Below are 16,276 nucleotides of genomic sequence, written 5' to 3' on the forward strand. Positions count from 1 at the left end.
GCTCCGGACAACTCACTTGACCGCCTCTCCCGCTCTGCGCAGGGCGTCGACCGCCGCCCTGATCGAGGGCCTGCGGTCGGCGTCGGCCCGCCAGACCACGTAGACGTGCCGGCGCACCCGCTGGCGCACCGGGACCGTGACGACCCCCTCGGGCATCGGATGACGCCCGAGGAGCGGGGCCACGCACACGCCGAGTCCGGCGGCGACCAGTCCGAGCTGGGTGTGCGTCTCCGCGGCACGGTGTCCGACGTGCGGTTCGACGCCCTTGGAGCGCAAGGTGAACATCAGCCACTCGTGGCAGAACTCGCCCTCGTTCCAGGTGATCCACTCGTCGTCCGCGAACTCCCCGAGGTCCACCTCGTCCCGGCCCGCGAGCCGGTGCCCGGCCGGCATCGCGACGTCGGCGGGGTCGTCGAGGATCGACGCCTTCACCAGGCCGTCGGGCAGCGGCATCGGCTTGTTGTGCCAGTCGAGCACGACGGCCAGGTCGAGGTCGCCGCGGACCACTCCCGCGACCCCGGCCTCGGGCTCCAACTCGCTGGAGCGCACCCGCAGTCCCGGGTGGTCGGCCCGCAGTGCGGAGAGCGCGGCCGGGAACAGCCCGCGCGCGGCGGTCGGGAACGCCGACAGTCTCAGCTCGCCCACCACCTGCCCACGGTGCGCCTCCAGGTCCGACCGCGCCAGCTCGACCTGGGACAGGATGCGCGCCGCGTGCTCGGCGAGCAGCCGTCCCGCGTCGGTGAGGCGCACCCCCCGGCCGTTCTTGGCCAGCAATTGCTGGCCCACCTCGCGCTCCAGTTTGGACATCTGCTGCGAGACGGCCGATGTCGTCACATGCAGGCCCTCGGCCGCCGCGCTCACCGAGCCGTGCCGCGCGAAGGCGTCGAGGGTGCGCAGGCGTTCCAGATTCAACATGTAAGCGATGCTACGAGATACCGCTCGAAACTTCTCGCTTGTGCTACGACCTCGCGGTACCCCATCGTTGGCCCCATGACCACCGTCGCCACGCCCCGCACCACCGCGCCGACCGGCGCCCCGGCCCGCTCCCGTACCGCTTTGGACTGGCGGATCCGGTTCGGCGTCCTGTCCCTGATCTGGGGCTTCAGCTTTCTGCTGATCAAGGTCGGGACGGAGGGGTACGCGCCCTTCCAGGTCACCTTCGGCCGGCTGCTGTTCGGGACGGCGGTGCTCGTGGCCGCGATGGCGCTGAAGCGGGAACGGCTGCCGCGCGGGGCGCGCACGTGGGGTCACCTCGCGGTCGCGGCGCTGCTGCTGAACGCGCTGCCGTTCTCCCTCTTCGCCTATTCCGAGCTGACCATCCCGTCCACGCTCGCGGGCATCTGCAACGCGACCTCGCCGCTGTGGGGCATGGCCCTCTCGCTGGTCGCCCTCTCCGAGGACCGGCCCACCCGGCGCAGGGTCGCCGGACTCGGTATCGGGTTCCTCGGTGTCCTGACGGTCCTCGGCGTCTGGCAGGGCTTCCACGGTCTCGACGCCACGGGCACGGCGATGGCGCTGCTCGCCTCGCTCAGCTATCCGGTCGGCTGGATCTACGTCCGCCGCACGCTGGCCGGCACCGGCGCCTCGCACCTGTCGATGACCGGCGCCCAGTTGCTGCTGGCGACGGTGCAACTCGCCGTCGTCACACCGCTGTTCACCACATTGCCGAGCCGGTTCCCGGTGGTTCCGCTGCTCGCGATCGTCGCTCTGGGCGCACTCGGGACCGGCCTCGCGATCTTCCTCCAGTACGGCATCGTCGCCGAGGTCGGTCCGACGACGGCCCAGATGGTCACCTACTTCATCCCCGTCATCGCCACCGCCGCCGGCGTCGCCATCCTCGGCGAGTCGCTGACCTGGTCGACCCCGGTCGGCGCGGTGATCGTCCTGGCGGGCGCGGCCCTCACCCAGGCGAAGGCGCGCCGCTGAGACGCGGGGCAGCCACCGTCCGGTCACGCGTCAGGCGCCGCCCTCGGACACGACGACGGCGCACGCCGTCCATGTCCCGCACATCTCAGACGTAACGGCGCGCGGGGCCGGGATGCACGGCCGAGGCGACGGCGTCCGCGAGCGGCTCCATGTCGTCGGGCCCGAGCGTCGACACGGTGATCCGGATGCCCGGCGGCGCGCTCATCCGGAACCGGGCGCCGGGGGCGACCGCCCACCCGGCGTGCAGCAGCCGGGCGACGGCTCCGGTCTCGTCCGGGACCGGGATCCAGACGTTCATGCCGCTCCGCCCGTACGCCGCGACGCCGCGCGTCTTCAGGGCGCGGATCAGCGCGTCGCGTCGCCGCCCGTAGGCGTCCGACACGGCGGCCACGTCGACGGCGCCGGAGGTCCACAGATGGACCACGGCCTTCTGCAGCAGACGGCTCACCCAGCCCGGGCCGAGCCGCTGCCTTCCGTGCACGCGGTCGACGGTGACGGCGTCCCCGGTGAGCACGGCGAGCCGCAGGTCGGGGCCGTAGGCCTTCGCGGCGGAGCGCACGAACGCCCAGTGGCGCGTGACCCCGGCGAGCGGATGCAGGGGCACGTCGACGATCCGGTGACCGTGGTCGTCCTCGACGAGCAGGGTCTCGGGGTACTCGGCGAGCACGGAGCGCAGGGCACGCGCGCGTGCGGCGCTCACCGCGGCGCCGGTGGGGTTCTGCGCCCGGTCGGTGACGATCAGGGCCCGCGCCCCGCCGGCCAGCGCACGCCTCACGTCGTCGGGCACCGGACCCTCGTCGTCGACACCGACCCCGACCGTACGCAGCCCGAGCACCGGAGCGAGGTCGAACACACTGCCCCAGCCGGGGTCCTCGACGGCCACCGCGTCGCCCGGCTTGAGGTGCGCCGCCAGGACCCTCTCGATGGCGTCGAGCGATCCGGAGGTGACCACCACGGGCCCCTCGGGCACTCCGTCAGCATCGAGGTCGGCGCGGGCGATGCGCTCCAACTCCGGCTCCACGGCGTCCTCCCCGTACCGCACGGGGTGACGGTCGGACTCCCGGCCCGCCACCGCGAAGGCCTCGGCGAGGCCGGGCAGCAGGGCCCGGTCGGGGTTGCCGCTGGCGAGGTCCCGCACCCCCTCGGGGACTTCGACCCGGAGGTACTCCCGCCCCGTGGTGACCGGCTTCGACCGCACCCGGCTGCCCCGCCGGCCCGCGGTCTCGATCACCCCGCGTTCCCGCAGCGTGCGATAGGCGGCCGCGACCGTGTTCGGATTGACTCCGAGCCGCTCGGCCAACTCCCGCATCGGCGGCAGCAGTTGGCCCGGCTCCAGCTCTCCCGACCCCACCGCGCGCTCGACACTGGCAGCGATGTCGGCTGCGCGACGCCCCTCGATCCGATACTCTCCTAGCACAAACCAGATTATGCACTAGTGCAATGGAGAAGGCAATGCCGGAGACGAGCACCCAGCCGAGGACGACGCAGTCCGCTGCCTACACCCCGACCGACCGCACCGTCCCCACCCGCTCCAAGGAGCGCGCCGCGTACGACCACGAGCTGGTGCACGCGATACTCGACGAGGGATACGTCTGCCACCTCGGCTTCGTCCGCGACGGCGCTCCGGTCGTGCTGCCGACGCTGTATGCACGGGCCGGTGAGCGTCTCTACGTCCACGGCTCCACCGGGTCACGCCCCCTGCGGATGACCGGCCAGGCCGATCCCGGCCTCGCCGTGTGCCTCACCGTGACGCACGTGGACGGACTCGTCCTCGCCCGCTCGGCCTTCCACCACTCGATGAACTACCGCTCCGTGGTGGTGCACGGCATCGCTCACCAGGTGACGGACCCCGAGGAGAAGCGCCGGGCGCTGGACGCACTGGTCGACCACGTCGTCGCCGGGCGCTCGGCCGACTCCCGGCCCGCCAACGCCAAGGAACTGGCGGCCACCGCCGTGATCAGCCTCGACCTGAACGAGGTCTCCGCGAAGCTGCGTACCGGCGGCCCGAACGACGACGAGGAGGACCTCGGTCTTCCGTACTGGACCGGCGTCGTTCCGCTGACCAAGGGGCACGGCACCCCGGTCCCGGCGGACGACCTGGCTCCGGGTATCGAGCTGCCGGACTACCTGACCGCCTGACGGATCTCCGGGCCCGGCGGAACACACTTTCCGTAAGACGGGCGAGTGGGTGCGAGCCGACCGGCCCGCACCCACGCCGTCCTCACACCAGCGCCGCCTCCCGGTCAGCCGCCGAACGGCGGCCGGCGCCCGCGGCGCGCGCCTCCGCCACCGCGAGTCCCCCGACCGAGCCGAGCATGAGCAGGGTGCCGGCGACGGTCGGCAGGGTGAGCCGCTCGCCGAGGAAGCAGACGGCCAGCACCGCCGCGCTGACGGGTTCCAGCAGCATGATCACCGACACCGTCGCCGAGCGGACGACAGCGGCACCCGCGAAGAAGAGGGCGTACGCGAGCGCCGTGGGAACCGCGGCGATGTACGCGAGCAGGGCCAGCACCTCGACCGGGTGCGCGGTGTGCGGCGTCAGCCCCTCCGCGAGCGCGAACGGCAGCAGGCAGACGGCGGTGACGGCGAACGCCCCCACGGTCGTGCCGGACCCGTCGGCGCGGCCGTCGCGTCCCCACCACCGGGTGAGCAGCGTCATCGTGGAGTATCCGGCCGCGGAGAGCAGCGCGAGCACGACACCCCAGGGCCTCACCGTCGCGCCGTCACCGCCCAGGACCAGCACCCCGAGCCCGGCGAGTGCCCCGACGACGGCGGCGCTCCCGCCGCGTCCGAGCCGCTCCCCCATGGTCAGCCGGGCGCCGAGAGCGATGAGCACCGGCCCCGCGCCCAGCGTGACGACGGTCGCCACCGCGAGGCCGGTCGCCTCGACAGCGGCGAAGTAGGCGGTCTGGAAGACCGCGAGACCGATCCCCGTGAGACCGATGCGCAGTGCCCGGCCGCCGAGGGGCTCCCGGACGACAGTGCGGACCGGGCGGCGCCCCGGCCGCACCCGCACGGCGAGGAGCAGGGCGAGTCCGCCCGCGCAGCGCCAGAAAGAGAGGGCCACCGGTCCCATGTCGCCGGCCCGGTAGACCAGTGACGCGGCCGCGCCCGCAGTGCCCCAGGCGGCACCGGCGACGATCAGATAGAGCAGGCCTCGCCCGATGGGCAGGCCGGAAGAAGTGTTCGCGTTCGACACGTGTTCTCTCCGCAGATCCGCAGAAGGTTCGGGAAGGGACCACGTCGCCGTCCCGCCTTGACGGCGGGGACGTACGGAAAGGTCCTCGGACTTCTTCTGCGGGCAGCGCCGTTCCGCCCGGCACGGGGCCGGGCGGGTCTCCGGTACGCCCGCCTCAGGCGGCCGGAGGCGGAAGAACGAGCGTCACTGGCATGATCCGTAGCCTAGACGGCGGTTCCGCGGGCCGACAACTCCCTTTCGACGTCTCCCTGCCCGCCGGCCACCGGCCCGTCGGAGGGCTTCGCGGGAGCCGACGACTGTGCGATGAACGCGCCGAGCAGCACGACCGCTCCGCCGATGATCTGGGGAAGCGAGAGGTGCTCGCCGAGCAGCACCCAGGCCAGAACGGTGGCGATCACCGCTTCGAGACAGGCGACCACTCCCGCGACCTGCGGGGAGAGCCTGCGCACCGAGAGCACCCCGGTGGCGTAGGCGACGACGGTGGCGATCAGCACGATCCAGCCGAGGAGCAGCGAGGCGAGGACGGACGTGCCGTTCATGTCCGCGCTGCCGCCGAGGACGGACCAGTCCATGGTCCACGGGCGGGCGACGGCGGTCAGCACGACCGTGCCGACGAGCAGCCCGTACGCGATGACACCGAGCGGGTCGGGTGCCGCATCCCCGGCGTCGCCGCCCTGGTCGGACAGGACGAAGTAGCCGACCTGGCAGCAGGCGGCACCGAGCGCGAGCAGGAGCCCGAGAAGGTCGAAGCTCAGCCCCGACCACACCTCGACCACGCAGGCGAGTCCGCCGGCGGCGAGGACGACACCGAGCGCGGCGGCACGTGTGACGGGCCTGCGCTGAACGAAACGCACCCAGCCGAGGACCAGCGCCGGAGCGAGGTACTCCACGAGCAGGGCGACGCCGACGGGGATGCGGGAGATGGCGGCGAAGTAGCAGGCCTGGACACCGGCCACGCCGAGCAGTCCGAACCCGGCGAGGAGCGCGGGGCGCCGCGTCACCAGCGCCCGGTGCCGGACGGCCCACGGCAGCATGATCAGCGCGGCGCCCGCGACCCTGAGCCACACGACGTGGAGCGGGTCGAGCCCCGCCTCGATCAGCGGCTTGGCCGCGACACCCGATCCGCCGAAGGCGACCGCCGACACGAGCGCGAGTCCAAGGCCGAGCCCTCTGCCACGGCTGCCCTGACTCCCCTGAGACGTATGCACGGCCACATGATGACAGGCGATGACATGACCGTCACCCCGGATGACACCTGTCTCAACGGCTGGACTCCGTCGCCGCGCCTCCGCGCAGCACCGGGACGTCGACCCCGGCGTGCGCGAGGACCTCGACGGCCCTCGACCGGGGGTCGGCGACGAGCGCGGCGAGCAGGTCGAGGCCGCGGGCGCGTTCGTCCCCGCGCAGTACGGCGTTCTCCTGCGCCCGTTCCATCGCGCACGACGCCGCCGGCGACCAGCCCGCCTCGGTCAGGACCGGGACCACGCCGGAATCCTCGACGGCGCCCTGCCAGCGCAGTCCGTAGCCGATGCTGCGCTGCACGAGATAGCCGAGGAGCCGGGCGAGCTGCGCCGCCCCGTCGAAGGCGGCGCGCACCTCCGGGTCGGACTCCAGCAGCGAGTGCAGCAGATGGGCCGTGTCGATCTGCCGGTCCCCGTCCCGCAGCGCCCGTCTTCGCGCACCGGAGACCACCGAGGCCAGCTCCGCGCTGAGACCGGCATCGTTGTCAGGATGGTTCGGGCCGCTCGCGGCGGCGGACTGCTGAGGGATACGGGACGACACATCCCCTACCTCATCAGCCTCGCGGGGCCGGGGCATCCCCGGCGGGCAGCATCTTGGCCTCCGACACAGGGTGGGCATCCCTGTGCGGATTCTCCTCCCTGCGGATGACTTCGCGCCGATTTCCCCCGAGGGGCGCGCGCCGCCTTGCCCCACCTCCACGGCCCCCCTCCGCCACTCGTCGCAATTTCTGACGGTTCATCAGTATTGAATGTTGCGGAGCCTGGGGCTACGTTCCGCGACACCGGAGCTGCGCCGGGCGCAGCCCCCGACACGAAGGGGTGGCCGCATGGCCGAAGTCAGCGCGGAAGCACGCATCGAGGCGCCCGCCGAGAAGATCTGGGACCGGCTCACGGACTGGTCGGGGTACGGCGAGTGGAACGCGACGCACACGAACTTCCCGAACGGCGGGCCCGAGAAGTTCGAAGTGGGCGGCACCTTCGCGGAGAACATGAAGCTCATGGGCTTCCCGGCCGAGGTCACCTGGACGATCGAGGAACTGGAGCCCGGCCGCGTGCTGGCCATCCGCGGCAAGGGCCCGATGGCGGTGAACGTCACCACGCGCTACACCCTCACCCCCGACGGCGACGCCACGTCGGTGCGCATCGACGGCGAGTTCACGGGTGCCGCGGTCTCCCTCATGGCGGGCAAACTCAAGGACTCGGCGACGGCCGCGCTCGACGAGTCCCTGCGCAAGCTGTCCGGACTGGTCGCCTGAGTCCCGCACGGTTCCGCGTCGCGCACGGCGGCACCCGGCACCCCGTATGCGGAAAGGCGCCCCGCGGAAACACTTCCACGGGGCGCCGGCAGGTACCACGGCATGCCGTCAGTCCTCGTCGGCGAGGATCAGGTACAGCTTCTTGCGGGCTTCGTTGATGACCTTCAGCGCCTTGTCGCGCTGATCCTTGCTGCCGGTCTTCCAGACCTGTCCGAAGGCCTCCATGAGACCGAATCCGGCCTGCCGGATCTCGTGCAGCGTCTCCCAGTCGACCCCGCGCCCGGCCTCTTCCCAGGGCGCGTCTGGTCCCTCGTCGGCCGCGCTGCGGCCGGACTCGGTGAGCGAGAACAGCTTCTTGCCGCCCTCCGCCGCACTGGTGATCAGGCCCTCGTCCTCCAGCAGCTGGAGGGTCGGGTACACCGAACCCGGGCTGGGCTTCCACGCCCCGCCGCTGCGCTCGGCGATCTCCTGGATCATCTCGTAACCGTGCATGGGCCGGTCCTTGAGCAGGGCGAGGATCGACGCGCGCACGTCGCCGCGCCGCGCCCTCCCCCGCGGTCCGCCCCGACCGCCACGCCCGCCCCAGGGGCCGGGGCCGAAGCCCGGTCCACCGAAGCCGGGGCCACCGGGTCCGCCCGGTCCGAAGGGCCCGAAGGCCCCGCGCCGCCCCTCGAAGCCGCCCCGACCTCGATGGCCGGGCCCGCCGTGGTGTCCATGTCCGTGTTCGTGCTCGTATCCGAAGTCTTCTCCACGGGAACGCATCGCAATCACTCCATTCCATCGTTGATCGGTCGCGATGCGTCAACGATATATCGGAAGCACTCGGAAGACAACCCCCGATCCGGAGCAGGCTCTCGTCCTGCCGTCCGGTGTACGGGGGCCGCGTAGCCTCGCCCGCATGCCTCGCCGTTCGAAGCAGTCCCGTCGCCTCGTCGCCGACGGGCGCGCGTATCTGTGGACGACGCGCCACAGCCACCAGAGGGATCCCGACGGACGCGCCGTCGACTGCCGCCAGATCCTCACCCTGGCCCTGCAGCCGTCCGGCACCGGCGGCGCGCTGCGCGTCGTCTTCGCCGCCGGGCCCGGCCGGTACGTCCCGGGCGGGGCCCCCTTGGGCTCCGGAGACGTGGGCTTCATCCGAGGAGCCGATCTGAACCTGCACGAACCGGGCGCGGTCCGGGCCCTCCTGGACGTGGCGCTCGCCCGCGGATGGCGCCCCGAGGAGCGGCGGACGGTGGAGACCGACGGCTGGCTCCTGCTGGACGCGGCGGCCGCGGCGCGGGCCGGAGACACCGGCTCCTCGGGCCCACGGCCCTAGCGGGACGCTCGTCGGCCGGCGTCATCGCCCCCGGGCCGGCCCACCGCACGGCGACCGGGCCCCGGACGGACCGGTCGGTCCCACCTGACCTCGGTGCGATCTGTGGGTCTCACCTGGCCTCGGAGGGATCTATCGGTGTCCGCGCCGCCGAGAGGCGTCCCGTTCAGCGCGGGCTTCCCCGATCTCCCGCCTGCCGGGCGGTCGTTCACGGGGTGCGTTCGCCTCGGCGCCGTCATGGGTCCAGACGCGCCGGATTGGCCTTGGCCCCCTGCCGCGTACGGCGGCTAGCTTCGGACCATGCGGATTCGTATCGTCGACGCCTTCACCGACCGACCCTTCGCCGGCAACCCGGCCGGGGTCCTCCTGCTCAAGTCCTTCCCGGACGACGCCTGGCTCCAGAACGTGGCCGTGGAGGTCAACCACGCGGAGACGGCGTTCGCCCACCCTCTCCCCGCCGGCGGCGAGGCCGACTGGGCGCTGCGCTGGTTCACCCCCACCACCGAGGTCGCCCTGTGCGGGCACGCGACGCTGGCCGCCGCACACGTCCTGCACACGACGGGCGCCCATCGGGGGCCGGTACGGTTCGCCACGCGCAGCGGCGTTCTCGTCGCCACCCCCGGCGACGACGGGTCGATCGCGCTCGACTTCCCGACCGCTCCGCTCACACCGGTCGCGACCCCGGACGGTGTCGCCGAGGCCCTCGGCGCCGTACCGCTGGCCACGCTCGACACCGGTCCGAACACCGGGGATCTGCTGATCGAGGTCGCCGACGAGAAGACGGTGCTCGGGCTCGCCCCGAACCACGCGGCACTCGCGCGCTACTCGGACCGCGGCATCATCGCGACCGCCCGCGCCGAAGACCCCGCCCGGGGCTACGACTTCGTCTCGCGCTGCTTCTTCCCCAACGTGGGCATCGACGAGGACCCGGTGACCGGCAGCGCGCACACCGCCCTGGCCCCGTTCTGGTCCGAGCGCCTCGGCAGGACGGCCCTCACGGGGCTGCAGGCCTCACCCCGGTCCGGGCTGGTCCGCACCGAACTGCGCGGCGAACGCACCCTGCTCACCGGGCACGCGGTCACGGTCATCGACGGCGAGCTGCTGGCGTAACGCCGCCGGGGCCGCGACGCCGGCCGGCCGCGCCCCGCGACCCGGCACACGGAAGGGGCGTACGACCCTGTCGTACGCCCCTTCCTGGTCCGCTTCCGGCGCTCACGCCGTCGGGAGCCACCCCACCTTGCCCGCGAGCAGGGCGTATCCCACGAACGCGCCGATGTCGAGCAGCGAGTGCGCCACCACGAGCGGTCCGACCCGGCCCCAACGCCGGTACAGGTAGACGAAGACGATGCCCATCGCCATGTTGCCGACGAACCCGCCGATGCCCTGGTAGAGGTGGTACGAGCCGCGCAGCACGGCACTCGCCACCAGGGCGGTCCCCGGCGTCCAGCCCAACTGCCCCAGCCTGCGCAGCAGGTACCCGACGACGATGACCTCCTCCAGTACGGCGTTCTGCACCGCCGAGAGGATCAGCACCGGGTACTTCCACCAGACGTCGGGCAACGCCTCCGGCACCACCGTGAGGTTGGCGCCGAACGCGCGTGCCGCGAGATAGAAGGCGATCCCCGTACTGCCGATCACCGCCGCGACCACGGCACCCCGTCCGAGGTCCGGCCACGGTCGCGTGCGGTCGAAACCGATCACGCGCATGCCCTTGCCCTCGCGCATCAGCAGGTGCGCGACGAGCGCGACCGGCACCAGAGCGGACGCGATTCCGAAGAGCTGCCAGGCCAGATCGAGCCACGGACGCCCTGGTGCGGCCGAGGCGTTGAGCGTGGCGGCCTGGTCCTTCAAGCCCCCTGGCTTGGTGACCGAGCCGACAAAGCTGATCAGGGCGGACACTCCGCTCGCACCGAGCGACAGCGCCAGGACGAGCAGCGTCTCATCCCGGAAAATCCGTCGTGTCAGCCCCGCTTCGGGAAAAGAATCGGCCACCGACCCCGCCTCCACCTGCACTCCCGCCTCCAGTTGAGTAATCCCGCCTCATCCCCATCTTCGCCCCGCTAGGGTCTCGAAAGAAGTTACGAAGATCGTGCGCGACAGGCCGTTGGGGGACACGGGCGCCGTACGGGGTGTACTTCCCCCTTTGCCTGTTTTACGGCTGTCCCACGGCTCAGGCTCATCCTCGGAGGGACACCACCGCCATGGGACGTCACAGCTTGCCCGACGAGCGCCGGGCGGGCACCGCCGCCCCCCGGAACCGCGCGCGCCGCCGCACGGTGGCCGTCGCGACCGTGCTCGTCCTCACCGTCGCCGGCGGCACCGCCTTCGCGGTCCGCGGCGGGCTGTTCTCCTTCGGCGGCTCCTGCGAGGACGACGCCGTGCACCTCACGGTGGCCGCGTCTCCGGACATCACGCCCGCTCTCACGGCCGCCGCCGCGTACGCGCGCGAGAAGAACATCACCTCGGACGGCCGCTGCCTCGACGTCCGGGTGAGCGCGCGCGATTCCTACAAGGTCACCGACACGCTCCGGACCGGCAGGCCGACCGACGTGCAGGTGTGGGTGCCCGACTCCGGGCTGTGGGTGGAGCGTGTCACCGGGACCCCGACGGCCACGCAGGTCACCGGTGCCGGCAACGTCGCCTCCACACCGGTCGGCGTCGCCATGGTCCCGGCGGCCGCGAAGACCCTCGGCTGGCCCAGGAAGACCTACGCGTGGACCGAACTGGTCGGCGCGACGATGCAGGACGACAAGCTCAAGCTGGGCGCGGCCGACCCGACGCGCAGCTCGACGGGGCTGCTCGCCCTCACCCGGATCAGCGCGGCCGCGTCCCGGGTCAAGGGCGGTGACACCCAGGCCGCCGCCATGGCCAAAGCCCTCTCGCAGCGCACCTCGGACAGCGACACCCAGGTCCTCGACACCCTTCCCCGTGACGACTCCGGCACCGAACAGGGCAACCCGAAGCGCAACCAGGCGCTGATCCTCTCCGAGCAGGCGGCGTTCGCGCACAACGCCTCGGACGAAGGCGGGCAGGACCTCGACCTGTTCTACCCGAAGGACGGAACCCCGCTGCTCGACTACCCCTACACGCTCGTCGACGAGGCCGGGCAGAGCACCGACGAGAGCCGCGCCGCGCTTCGGTTCATGACCCTGCTCGGAGAACCCGGCCCGCAGAAGATCCTGCGGAAGTACGGCTTCCGGACGGACGCGCAGAGCCCGTCCAAGTCCCTGGTCACCGCGGCCGGCGGCAGCTCGCCGCAGCCGTACACCCGGACGGCGACGGAACCCGAGTCGCCCACCGCGGTCAAGGAAGCCCTCGGCATGTGGACGATCACCGTGCAGAGCGCCCGGATCACCACGGTCGTCGACGCCTCCGCGTCCATGAGCGCACCGGTGGCCGGGACCGGCCAGTCCCGGATGGACGTCACCAAGTCATCGCTTCTCCAGGCCCTCGCCACGTTCACTCCCGAGGACGAGATCGGGCTGTGGAAGTTCTCCACGAAGCTCGACGGCGACAAGGACTACCGCGTGCTCGTGCCGACCGCCCGGCTCGGCGACTCGAAGGGCGCCGGAACCCAGCGCGAGAAGCTGTCCGCGGCCTTCAGCTCCCTGGAGCCGGTCCCCGGCGGGGCCACCGGTCTCTACGACACGACGCTCGCCGCGTACAAGGCGGCTGTCGCGTCCTACGCGAAGGGCAAGTTCAACGCCCTGGTCGTGCTGACCGACGGCGCCAACCAGGACCCGGGCAGCATCTCCCGCCCGGATCTCGTCGCCGAGCTGCAGAAGCTGACCGACCCGGAGCACCCCGTGCCGCTGATCGCGATCGCGGTGGGCCCGGACGCCGACAAGGAGGAGGTCGCCCAGATCGCCAAGGCGACCGGCGGTTCCGGTCAGCAGGTCAACGACCCGGCACAGATCCACGCGGTGATGCTCAAGGCGATCGTGGCGGCGGGCTCGGGCACGGGCTGACGCTCCGGCTTCACGGGGTGCCCCGGCCCGGCGGTCCGGTCGGGGGCCGGTGCCCCCGTCCGTCCGCGCCGGTCCGCCGCCCGCGTCGCCTCACACCAGCGGAGCCGGCTCCGGCAACCCGACCGGCCAGGTGTGCACCGGGTCCCCGACGTGCATGAGTTCTCCGTAGCGCCTGGTCGTCGCGGCCAGAGCGGCGTCGCGTCCGAGTCCCTTCTCCAGCGCCCGGTGGAAGGTGGCTGCCTGCCAGGCCGCGCCGTTCGTGCGCAGTCGGCACCGGTCCTCGATCACGCCCAGGTAGAGGTCCCGGTCGGCGGGTTCGATGCCCCAGGCGTCCAGTCCGGCGGCGGCGAGCGGAAGCAGTTCGTCGCGGATCAGGCTCGCGGCGTCCACCTGGGTGGTGCCGCTGTGGCGTCCCCGGCGAGGCCACTCCAGCCGCGCCTCGATGCCGTACTTGCAGGCCGCGTCGAAGTTGGCGGCGGCGGCCTCGAAGGGCAGCCGCGTCCACACCGGCCGGGACTCCTCGGCCAGCGCGCGCACCAGCCCGTAGTAGAAGGCGGCGTTGGCGACGACGTCGGTGACGGTGGGACCGGCGGGCAGCACCCGGTTCTCGACCCGCAGATGCGGAACGCCGTCGGCGATGTCGTACACGGGCCGGTTCCACCGGTACACGGTGCCGTTGTGCAGCACGAGTTCGGCGAGCTTGGGCACACCGCCGGCGTTCAGCACCTCCAGCGGGTCCTCCTCGTCGCAGATGGGCAGCAGCGGCGGGAAGAACCGCAGGTTCTCCTCGAACAGGTCGTACGCCGAGCTGACCCAGCGCTCACCGAACCACGTGCGAGGCCTCACCCCCTGCTCCTTCAGTTCGGGCGGGCGGGTGTCGGTGGACTGCTGGAAGAGCGGTGGCCGCGACTCCCGCCACAGCTCGTGCCCGAACAGGAAGGGCGAGTTGGCGCCGACGGCGACCTGCGGGGCGGCGACCACCTGTGCGGCGTTCCACACGTCCGCGAAGCGGTCCGGGGTGACCTGGAGGTGCAACTGCACGGAGGTGCAGGCGGCTTCGGGCACGATGGAGCCGGACCGGCAGACCAGTCGTTCCACGCCGTCGATGTCGAGCACGAAGTCCTCACCGCGCGCGGCGACGATCTGGTCGTTGAGCAGCGCGTACCGGTCGACGTCCGACAGGTTCGCGGAGACCAGGTCGTCCTGCCCGAGCGTCGGCAGGATGCCGATCATGACGATTCCCGCATCGACCTCGCTCGCTTTTCGATGGGCGTACGCGAGCGAGGTGCGCAACTCCTCGGCGAGCCGGTCGAATACCCGGCCGCCCAGGCGGTGTGGGGCTATGTTGACTTCCAGGTTGAACATGGCGAGTTCTGTCTGGAAATCCTTGCTCGCAATCCGCTCCAGTACTTCCGCATTCATCATGCGCGGCATGCCGTCGGGCCCCGCGAGATTCAATTCGATCTCCAGGCCCATCAGGTTCTGCGGCCGGTCGAACCTCTTCTCCTCCAGCAGCCTCTCCAGCACCGTCAGACACTGCCTGAGCTTGTCGCGGTGGCGCTGTCGGTCGCTCAGGTCGAACGGCCCTGCAACGACCTTCTCCCCCATCGCGATGTCCTTCCTCGTCTGGGCAGGCCGACGATCCGGCGGCCCTGGCGTCCCGGGTACGGAGGATGATGCCCCGGCAACGCGATCCATAACGTCCCGCGCGCGCCCTTCGGCCGCTACGCTGGGATCCGATTCCCCGGGCACATTCACGAGGCATGCGGCAATAAGCAAGTTTACCGTCGGCATGATCTCGTGAAAAACGCCGACGAGAATCGGCCGACCGCTCCGGCGAAATATTCCGAGGTCACCGCGGTGCGACCGCGTAGAACCGGGATGAAGCGCGCGTTTCTGCGACCGAATAGTGCCTTGTTCTTCATATTCGGGACGACTAGCCGAAACACTGTATGAACACGTGTCGTATAAACTCCGCTACCGAGGCAGAGAGTTTGCGCTCGCGGTCCTAGGTCCTGTCGTCACGGTGACGGCGACAGGCGGCATTCCTGTCGGCGGATCCAGAACCCACGCCCCTCTGACCCGAGAGCTGACAGCGCCGTCCGCCCCCTCCCTCGCGCCACTGTGCCTGTCGAACGAGAGGCGACCCACCATGCCGCTGCACGTACCTCCGGCTCCCGCGCCCGCCCTGCGCACCGTCCTCACGGCACTCGGTTCTCCCACCGCCGTCCGCGAAGCCCGCACACCCTCCCTGCGCCTGGCACAGGGACCGATCACGCCCGAACTCCCGCTGCCGGTCCACGTCCTGGACCGCATCACGCCCGCGGGCGCGTCGGCCACCCGGCTCGCCGGCTGGCGGTTCCTGCTCCGCAGCGGGGACCGCGCGGTGGCCGCCGCCGACACCATGCTCACGCCGGACGGCTGGGCCTTCTCGCGCTTCTTCGAGGGGCCCTACATCGCCGCCACGGAACACGCCCTGGGGCAGGCCGAGGCCATGCACCAGCCCTACCAGGCACGCCTGTTGTCCGTACCCGAGCTGTACATGCTCACCCTCTGGCTGCACGGCGACATCACGGCCGACGGCGCCGAAGGCCATCCGGCCGCCACCGACCTCCTCGTCCCGCTGGCCCCCGCCCCGCCCGGCATCGCCGCGCACCGTCCGCACCGCGTCGCCGAACTGCTCCCGGTGCTCACCCACCGGGTCACCCCCGCGACTCCCGGGCCGCTGCTCGGCTCACCCGCCTGACCCGACGCCACCGTGCCCCGCGGCCGACGGCCGGCCGCGGGGCACAGCACTGTCACGACCCCGGACCACCGTCCCGCTCATCGGGGCCGCACAACGCTCGTACGAGGGAGAACGGGCTTCGGACCCGACCGGACTAGCCCTATTCGGTCACCTCGAACCACCCGAAGAGGTACTGCAGTTGGGATGAACCGTCCGCACGGGTGATGCGTCATCAACCTGTGAGAAGCGGTGCCGTCAAATCCCTGCGGATCGACGCCCGTGGGGCAACACTGGGTTCCAGACCACACAGCAACGGGGGGCGGCCATGAGTACATCGAGCCGCGGGACAGACACCACATCCACCACTGACCTCTCGACCCAGCGAAAGATCCCACCCATGTGCCAGCACCAGCCACCGTGCCCGTCAGCCGCGTCCGCCGACCGGGAGTCCGCCCGTCTCGTGGCGCATCACCCGGAACAGGGATGGAGCCTGCTGTGCAACGGCGTTCTCCTGTTCGAGGACACCGGTGAGCTCCTGCCGGACGGCCGGATCATCGCCCCGCACCGCCCGCTGGGCGGCACCGCGGTGATGACCGCGGCCTGACCCGCACACCCCGGGCGGCCCTGACCGGCCGCCCAGACACAC

Annotated in this window: 16 protein-coding genes; 8 read left to right on the plus strand and 8 right to left on the minus strand. The window is 71.8% G+C overall.

Annotation, left to right across the window (positions count from 1 at the left end):
* Positions 1-12 precede the first annotated feature (12 nt).
* Positions 13-915: a LysR family transcriptional regulator gene (locus ABZT74_RS27960; RefSeq protein WP_355867316.1), complete on the minus strand. Its 903-nt coding sequence runs from the start codon at positions 913-915 to the stop codon at positions 13-15.
* 75 nt (positions 916-990) lie between these two features.
* On the opposite strand from ABZT74_RS27960, the gene ABZT74_RS27965 reads away from it, so the two are divergent.
* Complete coding sequence (locus ABZT74_RS27965) at positions 991-1,926, plus strand: DMT family transporter (protein ID WP_355867319.1); 936 nt, start codon at positions 991-993, stop codon at positions 1,924-1,926.
* A gap of 85 nt (positions 1,927-2,011) precedes the next feature.
* Here ABZT74_RS27965 and ABZT74_RS27970 read toward each other — a convergent pair whose 3' ends face one another.
* A complete protein-coding gene (locus ABZT74_RS27970; protein ID WP_356167617.1) occupies positions 2,012-3,343 on the minus strand; it encodes an aminotransferase class I/II-fold pyridoxal phosphate-dependent enzyme in 1,332 nt (443 codons plus the stop codon).
* A 35-nt stretch (positions 3,344-3,378) separates the two neighbouring features.
* On the opposite strand from ABZT74_RS27970, the gene ABZT74_RS27975 reads away from it, so the two are divergent.
* Entirely contained in the window at positions 3,379-4,065 is a 687-nt protein-coding gene (locus ABZT74_RS27975) for a pyridoxamine 5'-phosphate oxidase family protein (protein ID WP_356167614.1), read from the plus strand.
* An 82-nt stretch (positions 4,066-4,147) separates the two neighbouring features.
* On the opposite strand, the gene ABZT74_RS27980 is transcribed toward ABZT74_RS27975, so the two are convergent.
* The 3 genes from ABZT74_RS27980 to ABZT74_RS27990 all read right to left on the minus strand — a co-directional run bounded on the left by ABZT74_RS27980 (position 4,148) and on the right by ABZT74_RS27990 (position 6,907).
* Positions 4,148-5,125 (minus strand): EamA family transporter, encoded by a 978-nt coding sequence (locus ABZT74_RS27980; protein ID WP_355867327.1) that lies wholly within the window; start codon positions 5,123-5,125, stop codon positions 4,148-4,150.
* Between the two features lie 203 nt (positions 5,126-5,328).
* On the minus strand, positions 5,329-6,339 hold the full coding sequence (locus ABZT74_RS27985; protein WP_356167611.1) for an EamA family transporter: 1,011 nt from the start codon (positions 6,337-6,339) through the stop codon (positions 5,329-5,331).
* Positions 6,340-6,385: 46 nt separating this feature from the next.
* Positions 6,386-6,907 (minus strand): Clp protease N-terminal domain-containing protein, encoded by a 522-nt coding sequence (locus ABZT74_RS27990; RefSeq protein ID WP_355867333.1) that lies wholly within the window; start codon positions 6,905-6,907, stop codon positions 6,386-6,388.
* Positions 6,908-7,193: 286 nt separating this feature from the next.
* On the opposite strand from ABZT74_RS27990, the gene ABZT74_RS27995 reads away from it, so the two are divergent.
* On the plus strand, positions 7,194-7,622 hold the full coding sequence (locus ABZT74_RS27995) for an SRPBCC family protein (RefSeq protein ID WP_355867336.1): 429 nt from the start codon (positions 7,194-7,196) through the stop codon (positions 7,620-7,622).
* A 108-nt stretch (positions 7,623-7,730) separates the two neighbouring features.
* On the opposite strand, the gene ABZT74_RS28000 is transcribed toward ABZT74_RS27995, so the two are convergent.
* Positions 7,731-8,384: a PadR family transcriptional regulator gene (locus ABZT74_RS28000; protein ID WP_355867339.1), complete on the minus strand. Its 654-nt coding sequence runs from the start codon at positions 8,382-8,384 to the stop codon at positions 7,731-7,733.
* A gap of 136 nt (positions 8,385-8,520) precedes the next feature.
* Between ABZT74_RS28000 and ABZT74_RS28005 the strand changes: the two genes are divergently transcribed.
* The gene (locus ABZT74_RS28005) at positions 8,521-8,940 is read left to right on the plus strand and encodes a hypothetical protein (protein WP_356439080.1); all 420 of its coding nucleotides are present in this window, start codon (positions 8,521-8,523) and stop codon (positions 8,938-8,940) included.
* A 297-nt stretch (positions 8,941-9,237) separates the two neighbouring features.
* Positions 9,238-10,047, plus strand: coding sequence for a PhzF family phenazine biosynthesis protein (locus tag ABZT74_RS28010; RefSeq protein WP_356167606.1), 810 nt, complete (start codon positions 9,238-9,240; stop codon positions 10,045-10,047).
* 102 nt (positions 10,048-10,149) lie between these two features.
* On the opposite strand, the gene ABZT74_RS28015 is transcribed toward ABZT74_RS28010, so the two are convergent.
* Positions 10,150-10,950: a type II CAAX endopeptidase family protein gene (locus ABZT74_RS28015; RefSeq protein ID WP_356167603.1), complete on the minus strand. Its 801-nt coding sequence runs from the start codon at positions 10,948-10,950 to the stop codon at positions 10,150-10,152.
* Between the two features lie 188 nt (positions 10,951-11,138).
* Between ABZT74_RS28015 and ABZT74_RS28020 the strand changes: the two genes are divergently transcribed.
* A complete protein-coding gene (locus tag ABZT74_RS28020) occupies positions 11,139-12,905 on the plus strand; it encodes a substrate-binding domain-containing protein (RefSeq protein ID WP_356439083.1) in 1,767 nt (588 codons plus the stop codon).
* A 90-nt stretch (positions 12,906-12,995) separates the two neighbouring features.
* Here ABZT74_RS28020 and ABZT74_RS28025 read toward each other — a convergent pair whose 3' ends face one another.
* Positions 12,996-14,513 carry a glutamate--cysteine ligase gene (locus ABZT74_RS28025; RefSeq protein ID WP_356439086.1) on the minus strand — a complete coding sequence of 506 codons (1,518 nt, stop codon included), beginning with the start codon at positions 14,511-14,513 and terminating at the stop codon, positions 12,996-12,998.
* A 544-nt stretch (positions 14,514-15,057) separates the two neighbouring features.
* Between ABZT74_RS28025 and ABZT74_RS28030 the strand changes: the two genes are divergently transcribed.
* Positions 15,058-15,651, plus strand: a complete 594-nt coding sequence (locus tag ABZT74_RS28030; RefSeq protein WP_355867357.1) for a hypothetical protein — start codon at positions 15,058-15,060, stop codon at positions 15,649-15,651.
* Positions 15,652-16,027: 376 nt separating this feature from the next.
* On the plus strand, positions 16,028-16,234 hold the full coding sequence (locus tag ABZT74_RS28035; protein WP_355867360.1) for a DUF5999 family protein: 207 nt from the start codon (positions 16,028-16,030) through the stop codon (positions 16,232-16,234).
* Positions 16,235-16,276 lie beyond the last annotated feature (42 nt).

This window comes from Streptomyces sp. NPDC005302, from assembly GCF_040607345.1.
Classification (GTDB): domain Bacteria; phylum Actinomycetota; class Actinomycetes; order Streptomycetales; family Streptomycetaceae; genus Streptomyces.